This window comes from Neobacillus sp. Soil_C_43 (assembly GCF_057656715.1).
Genome location: NZ_JBDGJV010000014.1, coordinates 15659 through 33267 on the forward strand (window position 1 = coordinate 15659; position 17609 = coordinate 33267).

The following is a 17609-nucleotide window of genomic DNA, read 5'->3' on the forward strand; positions in this document are numbered from 1 at the left end:
CCTGTCATTTTAACAATATCATCAACACTCAAACCGTTTGTTTCTCTTCCTGTAGAAGGTTTTAAAGCCTTCCTATCTCCTTCTCAGACTCCCCAATTCGTCCCATATACTTCCCTTGTACTTTTTGTTTTGACCTAACTTCTAGACAATAGCAACGGCAACAAATGAAGCAAATTTTGATGTTTTTATCTCCGTACAAAACATATAACTTTAAGACGAAAAATACTAATAAAGAAATGATTAAGTAGGCCAGTAGATGATAAGGAGGGTATATTGTTCTTTTATTTAAAGTCAAAAAATTAAAATACATCATTTTAGACTTCGTGTTTTGCGGGTGTGGTTTCACTTATTATTAAAGTTTTCGATTTAGAGTTTCATGTTGTTGAGCACTATTTGGTATTTGGGGCAGCAGCATTAATTAGATCATTTATGCATATTTTTAGTTCTATTTAGTCTTTTTTTACCATGATAATATTAACACCATTTCCCATCTATTCAGGTGTTTTTAATTTGGAGTGAAATACGTTTATTGCATTTCAAGTTTGTTGATTTAAGGTTTCACTCATTTCTTCTTTTGCAATTATTTTTCGAAAAGTTCAATTAAAGTTACAACTCTTGTAAATTATGTTAAACGTTTTTCTAAAATACTCTCAACTTTTTATAGCTTTCATTTAAAAACAATTTCAATATATGTAAAAAGTGGTAAAATATATGTGGAATTCATATTATGAGTGGAGATTAGATAATGAAAGAATTTAAAATTAGCAAAGATTTAATTAATGCTATTCAAAATGATAATTTAATAATATTTGTAGGAGCAGGGCTATCTAAAAACTTCGGATTTCCTTCATGGAAAGAATTGGTTGTGAACGTACTCAATGAACTTTCACTTGATGATAAAAAGTATGAGGGATTAAAAAATGTCTTAGAAGATAATCTTTTTACTGAAATAGAAATACTTGATAGGTTATTAGTAATGAATCCTATAAATCGAGGTAAGGTCTATGAAGTTCTAGAATTAAGTATTAATCGTAAAATAACTGATTTTGATCTTAGTATACCTAAAAAAATAGGTAAGGTGTCTTCAAAAATAATAACAACAAATTATGATTTGGTTTTAGAAACAGCATTACCTAGTTTTAAAAAAATTGTACATGACGATGATTTTCATATAGCAAAATTACCAGAGTATAAGGAATATATTTATAAGATTCATGGATGCATTCAAAAACCACAAGACTGCATCCTCTTTAGAGACAATTATGAAGATTTGTATTTTTCGAAAACTGCTGCTATAGAACGGTTAAAGTCAATTGTATCTGATAAAACAATTTTATTTATAGGATTTAGTTTTAATGATGAATACGTAAAAGAAACATTTAAATATATCTGTGAGGTATACAAAAATTATAATAAAACTCATTATATCCTAACTACAGATAAAGTTGATTATATGGAATATGGTTTATTGCCTATTTCTTTAGAATCTTGGTTAAATTTACCAGAGTTTCTAGATTATTTAATAGCAATAAAAGAAAATTCATCTTTTCCTATAGTTACTGGTGAAATTGAGGAGAAGGAGAATGTTCAATTAGGTTTAAAAGAAGAAAATGTGTTCAAAATCGCAATACTTTATTGCAATCCGATAGATGCAGAGCTATTTTATAATTTAGAAAATATATTAAAATATTTTATTAAATTTAATGTTGAGATAGATTGTTATCATTTGACTGAAGAAAACCTAAATGAACTGGAATGCTACAATTATGTTTTTATATTTACAAAAGTGGCTCAAAAAAAGATCATTATTGAGGATGAATATTTTAGAAAAAAGATTATTTCAATAAAACGGTTAGAAGATCAACTCGCAATACTTAGACCAGACGGGATATTTTTGTTTTTAGATAAAATAACTGACCTGGTTGAAATTGATAATCTTGGATATCCAATTGCAGTTTTTGAATATGAAGATAACCTGAACAATTTGTTATTTAAATTATTTAAGAAAACAGATTTGGATAACCTAAACACCAATATTTATAACCGTTCAAATTTTTTGCTTTCACCTGTAGAAAAAGGAAAAGGACTTATCAAAAATAAGAATAATGGTCATCTTTCTAGCAATATAGAAAAAAAGAATCTTATTAATTTTGTAGGTAGAAAAATTGATATTACTGATTTAATAAGAAAAATTCTTGAAGGTCAGGATAAAATAATTACGATAAAAGGTTCAGGTGGGATAGGAAAAACCACAATTGTAAAAAAAATTGCAGTAGAGTTTCACGAACGTGGACTATTCAAGGATGGAATTGATTTTATTGACTGTGAATTTGTAAAGGATTATAAAACTTTTGAAAGGAATATTGCTAGGACCTTTAACCTTGAAAACTCTATTAATTTTGTGGAACATATGAGTAATAACGGAAATAAATCTGATTCATTAATGATTTTAGATAATTTCGAACCACTTCTATATTTAGAAGAGGTTGAAAAAATGAAAAGCTTAATCACCTTTATTAGTGACTTTAAAACTGTAATAATTACGTCCAGAGAATGGATTGGTTTTGAATTTGAAGAAAAGCATGAGTTAAGAAGTTTTACTTCCGAAGAAGCTGTAGCTCTATTTGAAAGACTTTATCCATCAAAAATAAGTAAAGAAAACGGCAAAATATTAAAAGAGGACATTCTTGGAAAATTATTAAATAATAATCCTTTGGCAATAAAAATTGTTACACAAAATATCCCGAAGTCAATTAGTATGGAGGCTCTAAAAGTTGAACTTAAAGAGGACTTTTTTAGAGCTACTAACACTGGCTACATAGATATTTATGATAACGAAGTGGATGGAAATATTGAAAGGTCTGTATCTTTATATCAGTCTATTTACTATTCCTATATAAGGCTATCACCTAGGGAACAATTAGTTTTTGAAATATTATCCTTATTTCCTAATGGTATACCAATGGAGTCGTTTAAGAATTTTTTTAATACAAATGAATTCAAGACTGATATCTACAGGATTACAAATAAAGAAATAAGAAGTTTGGAAAATAAGTCATTAATAGAAATAAATGGCGGGTTCATTTCCCTTCAGTCAATAATTGGTAGATTTGCTGATTTTCATTTGAATAAAAGGTCTGAAGAAGAAAAGTATAAATATTTTAAAAGAGCATTTGCCTTCAATGTGTATTTGCTTGAACTATTAGATGAAATACATTCAGAGGATAGTGTAGAAAGCTTACGTATATTTGATAAAAATGAAGATAATTTCATCAAAAGTTTAGAATACATCGGTCAACTCAATTATGATAACATTCAAAATATAAAATATATTAATCAGCTTTTAAGATATTTCCAAGGAATAGGTCAATTAAAAAAATTTCGTAATCAGTTAATAAAATGTGACAAGATTTATAGTAATGTAATAAATGGGGACTTACTAAGAGACATAAAGATTGCATATTTAAAATATTATGAGGGTGACTTTGAAGAAGCTATCGATTTTTTAATTACAGAAATGACGTTCGATAGATTGGAGAATCTTGAACCAGACACAGATCCTAGTATTAAGAAATTAATTACTGGTTACGCTCTTAATTTATATTCACATGAAGGATATGAATATAAAGTATTAAAATTTTGTATAGAGAATAATCTGTACGATATGAATCAACTTTATAGTTGTTTATTTAAACTAGGTGCTTATAAGGCATTGGAAGAATTCAAAAAAAAGGATGAGTTTTTCCTTTTTGAAATTAAACTTAATTCTGGAATAATCAATATTGAAGAACTCGATTCATATATTGAATCTGGCATTTATAATAAAGAATATATAGAACTAATGCAGACCAACTATATTAAAACCAAGATGGGAATATATAACAAAGAATTGATAGAAAAGTTAGTTGTAACAAACCCATATACAATGGGGATAAAAGATTTAATGTTGGCATTAAGTGAGGATGATGAAAGCCATAAAATTGTGCTTTTTGAGCAAGCGATTGAAAAGCTATCTCATATAAAATATTACTATTTAGAAGCAGTCTATTACTATAGTGAATTCTTAAAAGAGAAGGATTTAGAACAATTCACTTTTTGGTGCAATTTAGGGAAAAAACTATCTGAACAATATCACTATTACTACCATGTGCATCGGTTTGACATATTATTAAGTGGAATAGATTTTATTATGTATGATGAAGATAATTATCTATCTCCAATTAAGAATGAACTAAGTAAATTTGTTGAAGAATATAATAAAGATAAAAAACTAATTAATAGCATGGGAAATAAATAATTTAGGCAGATGTAATACTTATATTTAATCCCAGTACTTAATATCATTAAAAGATAGTAGGGTGTTCCTATGTTTAAGTAGGAGTCACCCTTTTTTAATTTACTTTCAAGTGCTATTATATGGATAATTGAATGCAATATTTACTTAAAATATCAACGGAATACATAGAAATAGCTGTTTAAAAGCCCTTCCAAACTGTCTACTAAATAAGTAAATATGCTCCCCACTTCAACTAACTTCAAACTGCTTTTTAGCAAAAAGTAAAATCTGTGAAGAAATGCTACAATCATTTTTTATTAAGTTTAACCTTGCTAAAGTCAGTAATTAGATATGAGGAATTAAATAAAAAATTGTGGTTAGTTATTATGTCATAAATCAATTCATAGCTAACATTAAATGAAGTTCCTATAATATTTAGGTATATTCACGAGCTAACCTAATTTGTTTAAATCAATTTTTTCAAACATATGTAAACGAAACATGATATACAGCCTGAACAGCTTCTGATGTTCTAAATACATAGAAATAATTATTTAATAATGAAAATACTAGAGAGACAATAATTCATAGGGGGAAGGCATCAAGTGAGATTTACGCAGTAAAAGACCAAAATGTAATATATTTTTTCTTTTTTTATTAGTGGGCATAAAGGTGCCATGCTTGGTGCCCAAATTTTTAAAATTACTAATTACTAGAAAACATTAGGAAGCAAAAAAGCTTGATTTATCAATATTTGAAGGTATTTCAAGGTATTTTAAATATAGATGCTAGCAAACTTCAAAACTGCTTGAGACCTGCGTGCCAGGTCTGGTGGGTTCGATTCCCACGCAGTCCCGCCAAAAAATATTGATACACTAACGTTTTCTTCGAATGAAAAATGGATTGGAAAAACACTTTTATCTATAGACCGTTTAGAATTCTATTGAAAAATTATAGACCCTTTTTAAAAAATAACTAGTGAGTAAATGGCTTGGAGTGACACCTCCAAGCCATTTTTATTTTACTGAAATATTTGATGTCTAAATTGAGAAGGCGAATACCCTATACTTTTTTTGAAAACTTTATAGAAATATTTCTCATCATTATAACCAACCATTTTGCAAATGTCCGAAACTCTTAAATCAGGGTCGGACAATAGTGCCTTGGCTTTTTCCATCCTAACGTCAATGACGAAATCAAGTAAATTTGTACCAAATTCCTGCTTAAATTTCCTTGAAATATGTTCACGGCTTAAATAGAAATGATCTGAAAAATATTGCAGGCTTAAATCTTCATGATAATTCTTCCTGATATAATTAGCTATTTCATGAAAAACATTTACTCTTTCCGTATTATTTTTGGATATGATTTGATGGAGAAGAATAAAAGACTGCTTGAGCTCCTTTAACCATTCCTCAATTAGCAATTGACCACTGTCATTCATTAGGATACAGGAAATTTGAGGGTCAAATCGCTTTAAATGATCGGAGAATTCTTTAAAATATTTTAACTTTAAAATATTGAGCTCGTTTTGCCAAATCTCTATATGATTGAGTGTAATTGCTTGTAAGGTGCGCAATTCGTTAGTAAAGTTGTCTGTTATTGATTTGATGATAGTATCTTCTGTACACTTCATGGCAAAAAGGAGTTTTTTTTCATAATTATTGATATAAATAGATTCATTTTCTATGACGCTTGGGTGTGAATCATCAAAAATAAAGCTGGCAGGTTTTTTTAGATTTAATTTACTCTTTAATACCTTTCTAGCGTCATCATAGGAAAGAGAGATTCCTAATGGAAGAGGCTGTGGCTTGCCAACAGAAAAGAAAAAATGTGAACCAAGAGTTTGATCAATCTTCTGATTTATACCCTCCAGAATTTGTTTTGTAAGGTCAAACTGATTCCAAAATAGTATGACAATCTCATTCTCATTATTCCAATCCTGAAAAGCATAACCACAGCCATAATGACTTAAATATTCATTACATAGATTTTTAATTGAAAAAAGCAGCAAGTCTTTGTTTGTCGAAAACTTTTGATGAATGCTCCTATGAATCAGCTGAAGGCTCAATAAGGCAATTCGAATTAGACCATTGTTTACGTCGATATCCCTGTTAATCTCTTGTAGAATAGTATAATGCTTTGCAGGTTCTTTAAGATATTCCGATAGAGCTTTGTCCAAGTAAATGGGTTCAAAGTGTTGCATTCTTAAGTTTTTCGATTGATTCTCTAATCTTTTTACCTCATCTTGTTTCCACGCATCAATCGCTTTTTCTAAGGCATTTAAAATTTCACCCTGATCGATTGGTTTTAATATATAATCGACTCCGTTGTATCTCATGGTATTTCTGACAAGGTGAAAATCATTGTGTCCGCTTACTACAATAACTTTCGAAGGGATGCCGCATTCATGAATCCAGCTTAATAGCTCAATACCTGTTTGATTTGCCAGCATCATATCCAGAAAGATAATATCTGGCTTTTCTACCTCAATGACTTTTTTAGCAGCTTCTACATTCTGTGATTCGAAAACCTTTGAAATTTTATATTCTTCCCATGGAATTAAAAGCAAAATGGCCTCTCGTACATGTTTTTCATCATCAACGATTAACACCTTCATTTTTTTCTGGATCACCGCCTTTATGTAAAGGGATTTTTGTCGTTATTTTTAAACCATGTGGGACTACATGATTCAAAATCATTTTTACTTCTGCGCAAAAGTAAACGCGTAACCTAGTTAATACATTTAATAGGCCAATATGGTCCGATGATTTCCATTCAAAATCGTTTTTTTCTCGTAATAACTTCGTCAATTCTTTCATTTTCGAGTCATTGATTCCTTGTCCGTTGTCTTCGACTATTAAAATCAGTTCTTCATTATTTTCTAGTTTAGTAGTTAGTTTCAGGACACCCCGGTTACCTTGATCCATTCTGCCATGTACAAAATAATTTTCAATAATGGGCTGCAGAATCATCTTCGGAACCTGAATAGGTAAAGTTGCCTCGTCGATATCCATAAACACCTGGAAATCATCCTCAAATCTTTGTTGCTGAAGTTCCAAATAGGATTTAATATAATCTATTTCTTTCCCAAGTGGAATAATGGACTCATCAATTTTCATATTAAAATGCATCATTCTTCCTAACGCCGATGTTAATGAGTAGATTTTAAGATTCTTATCCTTTAACGCTAAGGTGCCAATCGACTGCAGTACATTATTGAAAAAGTGTGGATTAATCTGTGCTTGAAGTGCTTTCAATTGGTTCGTCTTATTGGCTATTTCTAACTTATATTCACTTAGAATAAGTGAGTTAATTCGATCAACCATTTGATGAAAGCGTCTAGCTAATACCCCAAATTCATCTTTACGGTTGATGTTTGGGAATTGAACATTAAATTCACCTCTTTCCACAATGTTCATCTCATAAATAAGCTTGCGGATGGGTCTTACAACAGTTTGGATAACTATTATCAATGAGGCGCTAATCGCCAGAATTAAGAAACAGATGACTACAAAAGTATTAATCTTAGTTAAAAGGTTGGCATCATGATATAACCAGCTATAGGGTATTCTCTTAACCAATTTCCAGTTTGCATAAGGAAGGTTAATAGTATCATATAGAATTAATTCTTTAGAACCATGATCGGTTACTTCAAAATGAGAGGACGTTTTTTTAATCCTAAACAGTTTACCGACCCAATCTTCCTGTACTTTTGTACCTATTAATTTTTCTTGAGAAGAATAAATGACATCCCCGTCTGGATCCAGTATAAAAATATCTTCTTCTTTATTTGTGTATAGCATATCGCTAATAAAACTCAGATAATCAAGTCGTACGTCAATAGAAAGGACGCCTAGACGGTCCTTTAACGGAACGTCTTCAATGATGCGATAAAAGGAAAATACTTGTTTGCGTTCATATCGAGATAGTAAATTCCTTTGATTGAAACCATAGATATCACTTAAATGGGTTGGTTCTGTGAAAGCCCTTTCATTATGTTCCGTTTTAAAATTTGACATAGTTTGTTTACTTACATAGTCAGAGTAAAGATAGCTTTGTTTTTGTCTGTCCAAGAATAAGAACACTTGGTGAAATTCTTTTTTTGAATCCCCCAGCTGAGTGATAGACAAATTGATATCATTTTTTTCTTGATCCTTAGGAGTACGGGTTCTCATTAAGTCAAATAATCGATAGGAGGTTCTAGAAAATAAAGCGCTTTGTGTGGTGTTATCAATGGATTGCAGGTAGTTCTCCAAATTTGTTTTCCCTTGAAATAATAATTTTGAGTTCTCCTCTATCACCTTTTCAGTGATAGAAGATTTGGTCAGATTATGGGTGATCAAAATGGAAGTTACAATGGGAAGTAATATGGCAGCCAACAACAGTAGGGTTAGTTTATAACGAATGCTAAACATCATTCCTCCTATGTCAATATATTACACTTCATATATCAAATATTTAGAATTTACCGATAATTTAGTTAATTGTAAACTTTTAGATAAGGGAGGAGGTATAATAATGAAATATAGCAAAAAAAGCGACAATCTGCAACTCGTGATATTTTTGGGACCTGCACTGGTTTTATTCCTCATAATGAAAATTATCCCGTTTTTATTGGGAATGTATTATTCCTTTACCGATTGGAATGGAATTTCAACAGCAAAAAATTGGATAGGCATTGATAACTTCCTTCGTATCTTTAAAGATGAATACTTTCTTAACTCATTTTTATTTACCGCTAAGTATTCCGTTGTCGTTGTTATTTTGAACAATGTATTAGCGTTTTTATTAGCGTTCTTATTAACTAGAAAACTCCGTATCAGAAATCCAGTTCGTGCCATCGCTTTTTTGCCTAATGTTATTGGAGGAATCTTACTTGGATTTATTTGGCTATTCATTTTCACTAGAGGCCTCCCGACAGTCGGTAAATTAACGGGAATTGACCTGTTTAACCTTCCGTGGCTTGGAACAGAAAACACCGCGTTTTGGGGGATTGTGATCGTAAGTGTTTGGCATTTTGCAGGCTATTTAATGGTTATATATATTGCAGGCATTGCCAGTGTCCCGCATGAATTGTTGGAATCAGCTGAAATGGATGGTGCGACTACTCTTCATAAAATCAGGCATATCATTCTTCCATTAATTATGCCGGTTGTTACCGTCTGTGTATTCCTCAGTTTATCGACATCCTTTAAGGTTTTTGATGTTATTTTCTCATTAACGAAGGGGGGGCCTTTCCGTTCCACTGAGCCTGTGGCTTTAGATATTTATGTGGAAGCCTTTACTCGTAATAATATGGGGGTTGGTTCAGCTAAAGCTTTCATATTCTTTATTGTTGTCGCGTTAATTACCTTATTGCAAGTCTGGTTTACAAAAAGAAGGGAGGTACAATAATTGGCAATCTTCAAGGGAAGGTGGATTTTGGAGCTATTTGCAATCATAATCGCCATTCTATTTTTAATTCCTTTCTATTTCGTTTTTATTAATTCGGTTAAGAGTTTCGCAGATATTCTGATTAATGGGGCTAGCTGGCCTAAAGAATTTCTTTGGTCTAACTACCTAAAAGTATGGGAGAGAATTGATTATCCTAAGGCTTTTTGGAACTCATTAATTGTAACCGTTTTCAGTGTTGCCGGGATGACATTGATCAGTGCAATGGCAGCCTACCGTATTGCTCGTAGGCCCACTTTATTTAGTAAACTGGTCTTTACTTTGTTCGTAGCTGCTATGGTTATTCCCTTTCAATCTATTATGATTCCCCTTGTACAGGTGGCTAATGGTTTGAATATCATGAACAGTCATCTAGGACTTATTTTTATCTACTGGGGTCTTGGAGTACCGCTATGTGTCTTTCTATTTCAAGGATTTATTAAGTCGATTCCTCTTGAATTGGAAGAAGCAGCGGTTATGGACGGTTGTTCTCCTTATGGGGTCTTTTGGAGGGTGGTTTTCCCCCTATTAAAACCCATGACTGTAACGGTCATTATTCTCCAAAGCTTGTGGGTTTGGAATGATTTCCTGCTCCCCTCATTGATTTTACAAAACATAGAATTGAGAACCATTCCGCTGGCGAATTTCACTTTCTTTACGGAATATGCGAAGCAGTGGGATATGGGACTGGCAAGCCTGGTAATGAGCATTACACCAATTATTATTTTCTTTCTGATTTTGCAAAAACATGTGATAGAAGGAGTTACGGCTGGATCAGTAAAAGGTTAGTAAATGAAAACATATAAAAATATTTGGGGAGGCTATCAAATGAAAAAGGTATTTAGCTTGTGTGTATCTCTAATGCTTTTACTTGCAATGCTGAGCGCTTGCTCCGATAAGACGGAGACATCGAGTTCAAACAATGCGTCGGGAGGAGGGGGGAAATCCCAAGAGAAGAAGGTTATTACGGTTCTTCAATTAAAGCGGGAAATCGTCGACCAATTAAAAGAGATGGCCACAGAATACCAAAAAACACACCCAAACATAGAATTTCAGTTTTTGGGTGGTCAGGATGATTATAACACGGCTTTGAAGTCAGCCTTTGCATCTGGGAATGCTCCTGACGTATTTACCAATAATGGTGATGCGGATGCGGTATTGTGGAAGGATCGGATGGTTGACCTCTCGAATGAGCCTTGGGTGAAAGACATGGTAGAAATCGCTAAACCACCTATTACAGTGGATGGGAAAATCTATGGAATGCCTTACAACATAGAAGGTTTCGGCTACATTTACAATAAGGATTTATTCGAAAAAGCAGGTATTAAGGAAACTCCGAAAACATTAAGCGAGCTTGAAGAAGTATCTAAAAAACTGAAAGCTGCCGGTATTACGGCCTTCGTTAATGCATGGCAGGAAAATTTCACCATGGGTAAGCAAGGGTTTAATGCTGTTTTTGCCAGACAAGAAGATCCGAGAAAATGGATGGAAGATTTAAATAATGGAAAAGTAACTTTCAAAGGAAACGCTCAGACCGAAGATTACATGAAACTGCTTGATTTGAATAAAAAGTATGGCAATAAAGATGCGATGACGACTGATTACAACACTTCTATGGCAAAGTTTGTGGCCGGTGAGGGGGCCATTATTCAACAAGGTTCCTGGACACAGCCAGTGCTGGATCAGATGGGTTCTAAATTAAACTTGGGAATGTTCCCGATTCCAATTAATGATGATGTAAAAGCCAACGAAGAAATGTTTGCATTTGCAGGAAACTATTGGTCTATCAATAAGGATTCAAAGGTTATTCCTGAAGTAAAAGAATGGTTAAATTGGCTGGTAACCGATCCAGCAGGTCAAAAGTATATTGTGGAAAAATTTAAGTTTATCCCTGCTTTCACCAATATTAAATTTACCAATGAGCAGCTTGGTCCACTGGCTACGGCGCTAACTGCATACACCGATAAAGGTTTAAGTGATGGACGTTATTACAATATGCTGCCTTCTGGTTATGAGAAAGAATTCGGTTCAATTTTCCAAGCATATGTGGCGAATAAATTGACCAAAGAGCAGACCCTTGAAAAATTAGATGAAGCGATGAACACCTTAAGGAAACAATAAAAACATCATTATGATTGGGAGACGGAACAACGTCTCCCTTTCTTTAAAGCCATCCCTTGAAAATAATAGTGAGGAAGTGTTTTTGAGATGTATTCACCTAAGCTGGCCATACAAACAAGAATGTGGGGCGTAGAACGGATCGAAACTGATTTTCCTATCATCTTCAATGATGTTTTGCAGGCAGGTTTTTATGGTGTTGAATGCCGATTTAATCTTGTTAACGATGAGGAAAACCTGAACACCTATTTAAAGCAAAATCCAAATCTAAAAATCGTTGCATTACATATTCTTGCTGAATCCTTTCACCCCGATCACCCCGAGGAGGATTTAACTGCCTTACTTGAAAGAATGAATCGTTTCGGTATTCAAAGGCTAATCGTTACATTATTAAAAAAAGACAGTCTAGAAGAATATTTAGAATGGATGGAAGCAATTTCTTCTATTGCAAAAAGCTGTGCAAATAGAAAGATACAGCTCTTGTACCACAACCATGATTGGGAATTTGACTACGGTTATCAACTGTTCGATGTGATTAGTAAAGACCCGAATATGCAGCTGGCTGCTGATTTTGCATGGATTTTCCGTGCTAAATATAGTTTCAAAGAATTTATTGATCGGTATAGAGAAACGATTAAATATGTGCACGTGAAAGACACCGCAAACGGTCAATGGAAAGAACTTGGAAACGGTGATATGGATTTGATCGCCCTTGTCGACGAATTAAAAACGTTACATTTGGAATGGTGGACCGTTGAACAAGATGAAACCGATAAAGTGCCAGTTGAGAGCGCCATTATAAGCAGGAAATTCCTTCAAAACTTGGGGATGTAGAGTGCTTACCCTTTAAAACTTGAATAATGGTAAAATAGCAATTTTTATAATGGGGGTAGAAACAATGAGTAAAAAGTATAGGGTTGCAGTTCTTGGTGCAGGGGACATGGCGAATCATCATGTCCATGGATGGCAGCTAGCCGGGCATGAGGTAGTTTCGGTTACCGATGTGGATCTTGAAAGAGCGAATACTTTGGCTGAAAAAGCAGGTGTAAAGCAGGTATTTTCGGATTTTAATCAATCAATTATCCAGCCTGATGTAGATATCATTTCTATTGCATTACCATTAATTTATCATGGACCTGCAACCATTTTGGCCGCAAACAATGGCAAACATGTATTTTGCGAGAAGCCTTTAGCAAGTTCACTTGAAGAGGTTGAAAGGATGCAAGCTGCTGTAGAAGAAGCCGGTGTTAAATTTGGGCTGGGTTTTCAACGTAATTTTGCACATGGTGTGGAACTGACAAGCGACTGGGTGAAGAAGGGGTTGTTTGGTTCTCCAATGGTGTTTAATTCGGATCTTCTTCAGGAGGTACGGCCGAAAATCACCATGCATAATAAAAATGGCAACCAGGGTCCTGTTGTGGATACTTGTTGTCACTTTTTCCTGATGTGGCAAACCGTGTTTGGCTCGAAGCCTAAAAAAGTGTATGCAAGAGGCGGAATTTTAGGAAAGGACCGTCAGGAAATCGCCCATTTTGAGGAATTGGCAATAGATACCGCCATCATCACGATTGAATTTGAATCAGGTGATATCGGAAACATGACCATCTCCTGGGGATTGGCGAAACATACAAAGATGCGGGGAAGAGCAGATAGGATCATTGGACCTAAAGGAGGAGCAGAGGGTTATTTCAACACGTGGGGTACTGACAGCGGAACAGAAGTTCATCTATTTATTGGTGATCAAGTTGAAACCGTTCCACTGGAAAGAAGGGTACTTCACCAAGTAGAATTCGAAGCTTTTATTGAAGCTCTTGATCAAGGTCATCCAGTATCTTATGGATTTGAGCAGGGGAAAGAGATGCTAAAGCTATCTTACGCTGTGTTGGAATCAATTGAAACTGGCAAAGTCATTTTTGTATAAATCAAAGAGTATCAGGAAGGAAGGGATAGATGATGAGAGTCGGATTCTACCAATCTTGCTTTATGAATTGGGAACTCGAAAAAACGTTTAATTGGGCCAAGGAGAATGATTTCTACGGTATCGAACTTCATGGCGGCCCAAGGTATAAACATATCAATTGGAAAGAGCTTGCGGAAGGGAAAAATACTTCAGAAATCATGAATCTACAAGAAAAATATGAGATGCCAGTTATTGATATTATGTTTGGTGCCCTTCCATTTTTGTCCCCGGATCAGGAGAAAAGAGGGGAAGCGCTGGAGTATATCGATATGTTATTACGAGCAGCAAAAAACATTGGCGTACAAGTAGTTTCTACGTTTACAGGTAGAGATCCGATGAAGACTATCGAAGAAAACCTAGATACATTTGAGCAAGTCTTTCCTGCAGTTGCCGAAAAAGCTGAAAAATACGGTGTAAGGCTTGCCTTTGAAAATTGTCCGATGTATGAGTTCTGGCCGCCTGTTTATAACATTGCTGTTTCACCATTTCTATGGAAAGAGTTATTTACTAGAGTGCCGTCTAACGCCCTAGGCTTAAATATCGATCCATCCCATCTAGTGTGGCAGAAAATTGATTATGTGCAGGCAGTACATGAATTTAAGGAACATATCGTATTGGCCCAAGCGAAAGATACCGAAGTTCTCCCAAACATCCTTCGGACCGAAGGGATGCTGACCATGAATTGGTGGAGACACCGGATTCCGGGTCAAGGGGATGTTGATTGGAATAAATTCATTACGGCGCTTCATGAAGTGGGGTATAACCATGTTCTTAGTATTGAGCATGAAGATCCTATTTGGGAAGGGACAGATGAAAAGGTTCAAAAGGGTCTTCTTCACGCGAAAAAACACTTAGAACAATTTATCTAAAGAATACATTAAACGTTAATCTCTTCACTCCCATAAGATATTTGGCTAGTCCAAATATTTTATGGGTTCTTTCGATACATTTACCATTAATGAATTATAGTTTGCCAGGAAAGGGGTGTGGTGTATGAGTGGAATGGCAATTGGGCAAGCAGGAGGACCTACTGCTGTTATTAATTTGAGTGTAATAGGATTCTTAGAAAACCTTTCATCCATAAGACCTATATATGCCGTAATGAACGGATATGAGGGGCTGGCTCGCGATTATATCGTTCCCCTTCAAAGTGAGTTGTTAAAACGGGTTCACCGAAGCAGAGACTTGCCGGGTGCGTGTCTCGGGGCAGGAAGATTCCTTATGGATGAAGAGAAAATAGAAACCGCTGTTAGAAATTTAGAAAAAAAGAACATTACTACTCTCGTTTTTATCGGGGGAAATGGAACAATGGCAGCACTGCATCGCATTAGTGAAATGGCCCAGAAATTAAACATCCCCTTACAAGTCATAGGAATACCCAAGACTGTAGATAATGACTTGGCTGAAACCGATCATGCCCCAGGCTTTGCGAGTGCAGCAAAATACGTGGCGTATGCAACCAGGGATATCAGTTATGATCTAGCAGCCATGTCTAATTTTGAACAGGTCAGAGTCATTGAAACGATGGGGCGGAATGCTGGCTGGCTGGCATTGGCTGCAGGTTATTTAAAAAGACAGGAACAGGATGGTCCGCACCTAATATATGTTCCTGAGGTTCCTATCAAAATTAATCGATTTCTCGAAGACGTACGGAATGCAGTGAAGGAATATGGTACTGCCACAGTAGTAGTCAGCGAGGGATCGGTAATTGAAGGTCAGGGCCAAGTGGAACAGGCGGAGGTAAAGGGGCGAAGTGTCCTGGGGGGCATCTCTTTTCAATTGAAAGAGATGGTGAATGAAAATCTCGGATATTTTACTAGGGTTGAAATGCTCGGAATGAATCAGAGGAGTTCTTCTTTATCTGTATCTGCACAGGATCGACATGAAGCATATGAAATAGGGCAAATGGCTGCTGATTTTATAAAAGAGGGAAAAACCAGTGTCATGGTCAGCATTCAAAGAAAACCTGGCCCTTTTTATCAATATGAATATTGTGCTGTACCTCTCCATACGGTTGCAAATACGAGCGAAAGATTGCTGCCGTATGAATATTTGCATCAAACGAACAAGTATTACGAGTGGCTCTCACCACTAATCAGTACCGACTATTCTCAGGTAGATTCAATAGATGTAAAAAAAGATTTTTTTAGTTTTGGAGGAATAGTATGACGTATATTGCCGGAAAAGATTTATTATCTCATGCCTATAAAAATAAATACGCTATTGGGGCGTTTAGTGTCCACAATGCAGAAACCATTCAGTCCATCCTTTGGGCAGCCGAAGAGGAACAAGCACCGGTCATGATTATGATAGGACAAAAGGTGATTCAGTATATGGGACTTGAGAATATGAAAAGGATGATCGATCTTTTCTCAAAAAATACCACCGTTCCCATATCCATTCACCTAGATCACAGCCGTGACTATGCTCAAACGAAACAAGCCATTCAACTCGGGTTTCAGTCCGTCATGTTTGATGGGTCTGCTCGTTCTTTTCAGGAGAACGCAGCAATAACTTCAAAAGTGGTGAACGAAGCACGTCCACTCGGAATTGGTACCGAAGGGGAGATTGGGAAAATTGGCGGTACAGAGGATGATATTACAGTAGCAGAAGAGGATGCGATGATCACTAGTACGGAAGAAGCAATGGCCTTTGTGGAAGCAACTGATGTGGATTACTTGGCTGTTTCAATCGGTACTGCACATGGAATTTATAAAAAACCACCAAAGCTGGCTTTGGAAAGACTGAAAGAAATTTCTGCTGCTGTAAATCGACCGATTGTTCTTCATGGGGGTTCAGATGTTCCTGATGACCAAATATCAGCTGCGATTTCACTTGGAGTAGCGAAAATAAATGTCGATACGGAATTACGCCAGGCATTTACTTATGGAATGCTTGAAATACTCAAGGATAATCCTCACGAATATCACCTCGCAAAGTCCCTTGGTAATGGACGTGAATTGATGAAAGAAAAAGTGAAAGAAAAAATAAGATTATTCGGTAGTAGTAACAAGGCCCACCATTTTTTGAATTTGCCGGTATAGGAAGTGAATGACAATGTCAGATTTTAATAGGTTAAAAGAAATAAATACACATGTCCCTTTTTTCCATATAGTGGATCAGAAATTCAAAGCCTATGGCAAAATTATTAAGAATTATAATTTTAAAGAATTACACCCGTTTATGGAACAAACAGTGGTTCCTGTTGACGGAAATGTGTATATAGCATCCGTCCCGGAAATGGAAAATACCAAATTGAAAGATGAGATTCAATGCACTTTTTATGGGGGGATGCCTATTCAAATCGGCTACTGTAATGGACCCAATTCTACCTTAAATGGACTTGAATATCATAAAAGCAGCGAAATTAACATTGCGATTACTGATCTGGTACTTCTTTTGGGACGTGTACAGGATATTAATCAAAATCGCTATGATTCTAAAATCGTTGAAGCATTCTATATTCCTAAAGGCACAGCAATAGAAATTTATGCAACTACCTTGCATTTTGGACCTTGTAAAGTAAATCAAGATGGTTTCAAGGCGGTTGTTATTTTACCAGCAGGTACGAACGAACCTTTAGAGCAAGAGGTCGATAAACGGACTGAAGAAGATAAATTGCTATTTATGAAAAATAAATGGCTTCTTGTACATCCTGAAAGAGAAGTGTTAGTGAATCGTGGTGCGTATCCGGGAATTATGGGTGAAAATATTCAAATATTTATATGATTCTTCATCAGTAGGAATGTAAGAACACATTTTGTAACCAAAGAGATAATGAAGGAATGATAATGATATTTTGATCAAAAAGGAGAACTGTTT

The 17609-nt window shown here is 34.9% G+C and carries 12 protein-coding genes; 10 read left to right on the forward strand and 2 right to left on the reverse strand.

Annotated elements, in window-relative coordinates:
• Positions 1 to 745: 745 nt before the first annotated feature.
• Positions 746 to 4297, forward strand: coding sequence for an SIR2 family protein (locus AC3A54_RS17600; RefSeq protein ID WP_487655471.1), 3552 nt, complete (start codon positions 746 to 748; stop codon positions 4295 to 4297).
• A 1000-nt stretch (positions 4298 to 5297) separates the two neighbouring features.
• On the opposite strand, the gene AC3A54_RS17605 is transcribed toward AC3A54_RS17600, so the two are convergent.
• The gene (locus AC3A54_RS17605) at positions 5298 to 6896 is read right to left on the reverse strand and encodes a response regulator transcription factor (protein WP_487655472.1); all 1599 of its coding nucleotides are present in this window, start codon (positions 6894 to 6896) and stop codon (positions 5298 to 5300) included.
• Positions 6877 to 8697 (reverse strand): sensor histidine kinase, encoded by a 1821-nt coding sequence (locus tag AC3A54_RS17610; protein ID WP_487655473.1) that lies wholly within the window; start codon positions 8695 to 8697, stop codon positions 6877 to 6879. The genes AC3A54_RS17605 and AC3A54_RS17610 overlap by 20 nt, the downstream gene beginning before the upstream one ends.
• A gap of 100 nt (positions 8698 to 8797) precedes the next feature.
• On the opposite strand from AC3A54_RS17610, the gene AC3A54_RS17615 reads away from it, so the two are divergent.
• The 9 genes from AC3A54_RS17615 (at position 8798) to AC3A54_RS17655 (ending at position 17516) form a co-directional block, all read left to right on the forward strand.
• Positions 8798 to 9673 carry a carbohydrate ABC transporter permease gene (locus AC3A54_RS17615; protein WP_487655474.1) on the forward strand — a complete coding sequence of 292 codons (876 nt, stop codon included), beginning with the start codon at positions 8798 to 8800 and terminating at the stop codon, positions 9671 to 9673.
• Entirely contained in the window at positions 9674 to 10498 is an 825-nt protein-coding gene (locus AC3A54_RS17620) for a carbohydrate ABC transporter permease (protein WP_487655475.1), read from the forward strand.
• A gap of 39 nt (positions 10499 to 10537) precedes the next feature.
• On the forward strand, positions 10538 to 11830 hold the full coding sequence (locus AC3A54_RS17625) for an ABC transporter substrate-binding protein (RefSeq protein WP_487655476.1): 1293 nt from the start codon (positions 10538 to 10540) through the stop codon (positions 11828 to 11830).
• Between the two features lie 87 nt (positions 11831 to 11917).
• Positions 11918 to 12661, forward strand: a complete 744-nt coding sequence (locus AC3A54_RS17630) for a sugar phosphate isomerase/epimerase family protein (protein WP_487655477.1) — start codon at positions 11918 to 11920, stop codon at positions 12659 to 12661.
• A 64-nt stretch (positions 12662 to 12725) separates the two neighbouring features.
• A complete protein-coding gene (locus AC3A54_RS17635) occupies positions 12726 to 13748 on the forward strand; it encodes a Gfo/Idh/MocA family protein (protein WP_487655478.1) in 1023 nt (340 codons plus the stop codon).
• A 29-nt stretch (positions 13749 to 13777) separates the two neighbouring features.
• A complete protein-coding gene (locus tag AC3A54_RS17640; protein WP_487655479.1) occupies positions 13778 to 14656 on the forward strand; it encodes a sugar phosphate isomerase/epimerase family protein in 879 nt (292 codons plus the stop codon).
• 124 nt (positions 14657 to 14780) lie between these two features.
• Positions 14781 to 15956: a diphosphate--fructose-6-phosphate 1-phosphotransferase gene (locus AC3A54_RS17645; RefSeq protein ID WP_487655480.1), complete on the forward strand. Its 1176-nt coding sequence runs from the start codon at positions 14781 to 14783 to the stop codon at positions 15954 to 15956.
• Positions 15953 to 16831: a class II fructose-bisphosphate aldolase gene (locus tag AC3A54_RS17650; RefSeq protein WP_487655481.1), complete on the forward strand. Its 879-nt coding sequence runs from the start codon at positions 15953 to 15955 to the stop codon at positions 16829 to 16831. Before AC3A54_RS17645 ends, AC3A54_RS17650 begins: the two co-directional genes overlap by 4 nt.
• 13 nt (positions 16832 to 16844) lie before the next feature.
• A complete protein-coding gene (locus tag AC3A54_RS17655; protein WP_487655482.1) occupies positions 16845 to 17516 on the forward strand; it encodes a DUF4867 family protein in 672 nt (223 codons plus the stop codon).
• The last annotated feature ends 93 nt before the right edge of the window (positions 17517 to 17609 follow it).

Bases quoted from the DNA above. Each gene is read 5' to 3' on its own strand.
- AC3A54_RS17655 (WP_487655482.1), top strand. From the start codon at position 16,845: ATGTCAGATTTTAATAGGTTAAAAGAAATAAATACACATGTCCCTTTT.
- AC3A54_RS17640 (WP_487655479.1), top strand. From the start codon at position 13,778: ATGATGAGAGTCGGATTCTACCAATCTTGCTTTATGAATTGGGAACTC.
- AC3A54_RS17610 (WP_487655473.1), bottom strand. From the start codon at position 8,697: ATGATGTTTAGCATTCGTTATAAACTAACCCTACTGTTGTTGGCTGCC.
- AC3A54_RS17645 (WP_487655480.1), top strand. From the start codon at position 14,781: ATGAGTGGAATGGCAATTGGGCAAGCAGGAGGACCTACTGCTGTTATT.
- AC3A54_RS17615 (WP_487655474.1), top strand. From the start codon at position 8,798: ATGAAATATAGCAAAAAAAGCGACAATCTGCAACTCGTGATATTTTTG.
- AC3A54_RS17635 (WP_487655478.1), top strand. From the start codon at position 12,726: ATGAGTAAAAAGTATAGGGTTGCAGTTCTTGGTGCAGGGGACATGGCG.
- AC3A54_RS17625 (WP_487655476.1), top strand. From the start codon at position 10,538: ATGAAAAAGGTATTTAGCTTGTGTGTATCTCTAATGCTTTTACTTGCA.
- AC3A54_RS17600 (WP_487655471.1), top strand. From the start codon at position 746: ATGAAAGAATTTAAAATTAGCAAAGATTTAATTAATGCTATTCAAAAT.
- AC3A54_RS17605 (WP_487655472.1), bottom strand. From the start codon at position 6,896: ATGAAGGTGTTAATCGTTGATGATGAAAAACATGTACGAGAGGCCATT.
- AC3A54_RS17630 (WP_487655477.1), top strand. From the start codon at position 11,918: ATGTATTCACCTAAGCTGGCCATACAAACAAGAATGTGGGGCGTAGAA.
- AC3A54_RS17650 (WP_487655481.1), top strand. From the start codon at position 15,953: ATGACGTATATTGCCGGAAAAGATTTATTATCTCATGCCTATAAAAAT.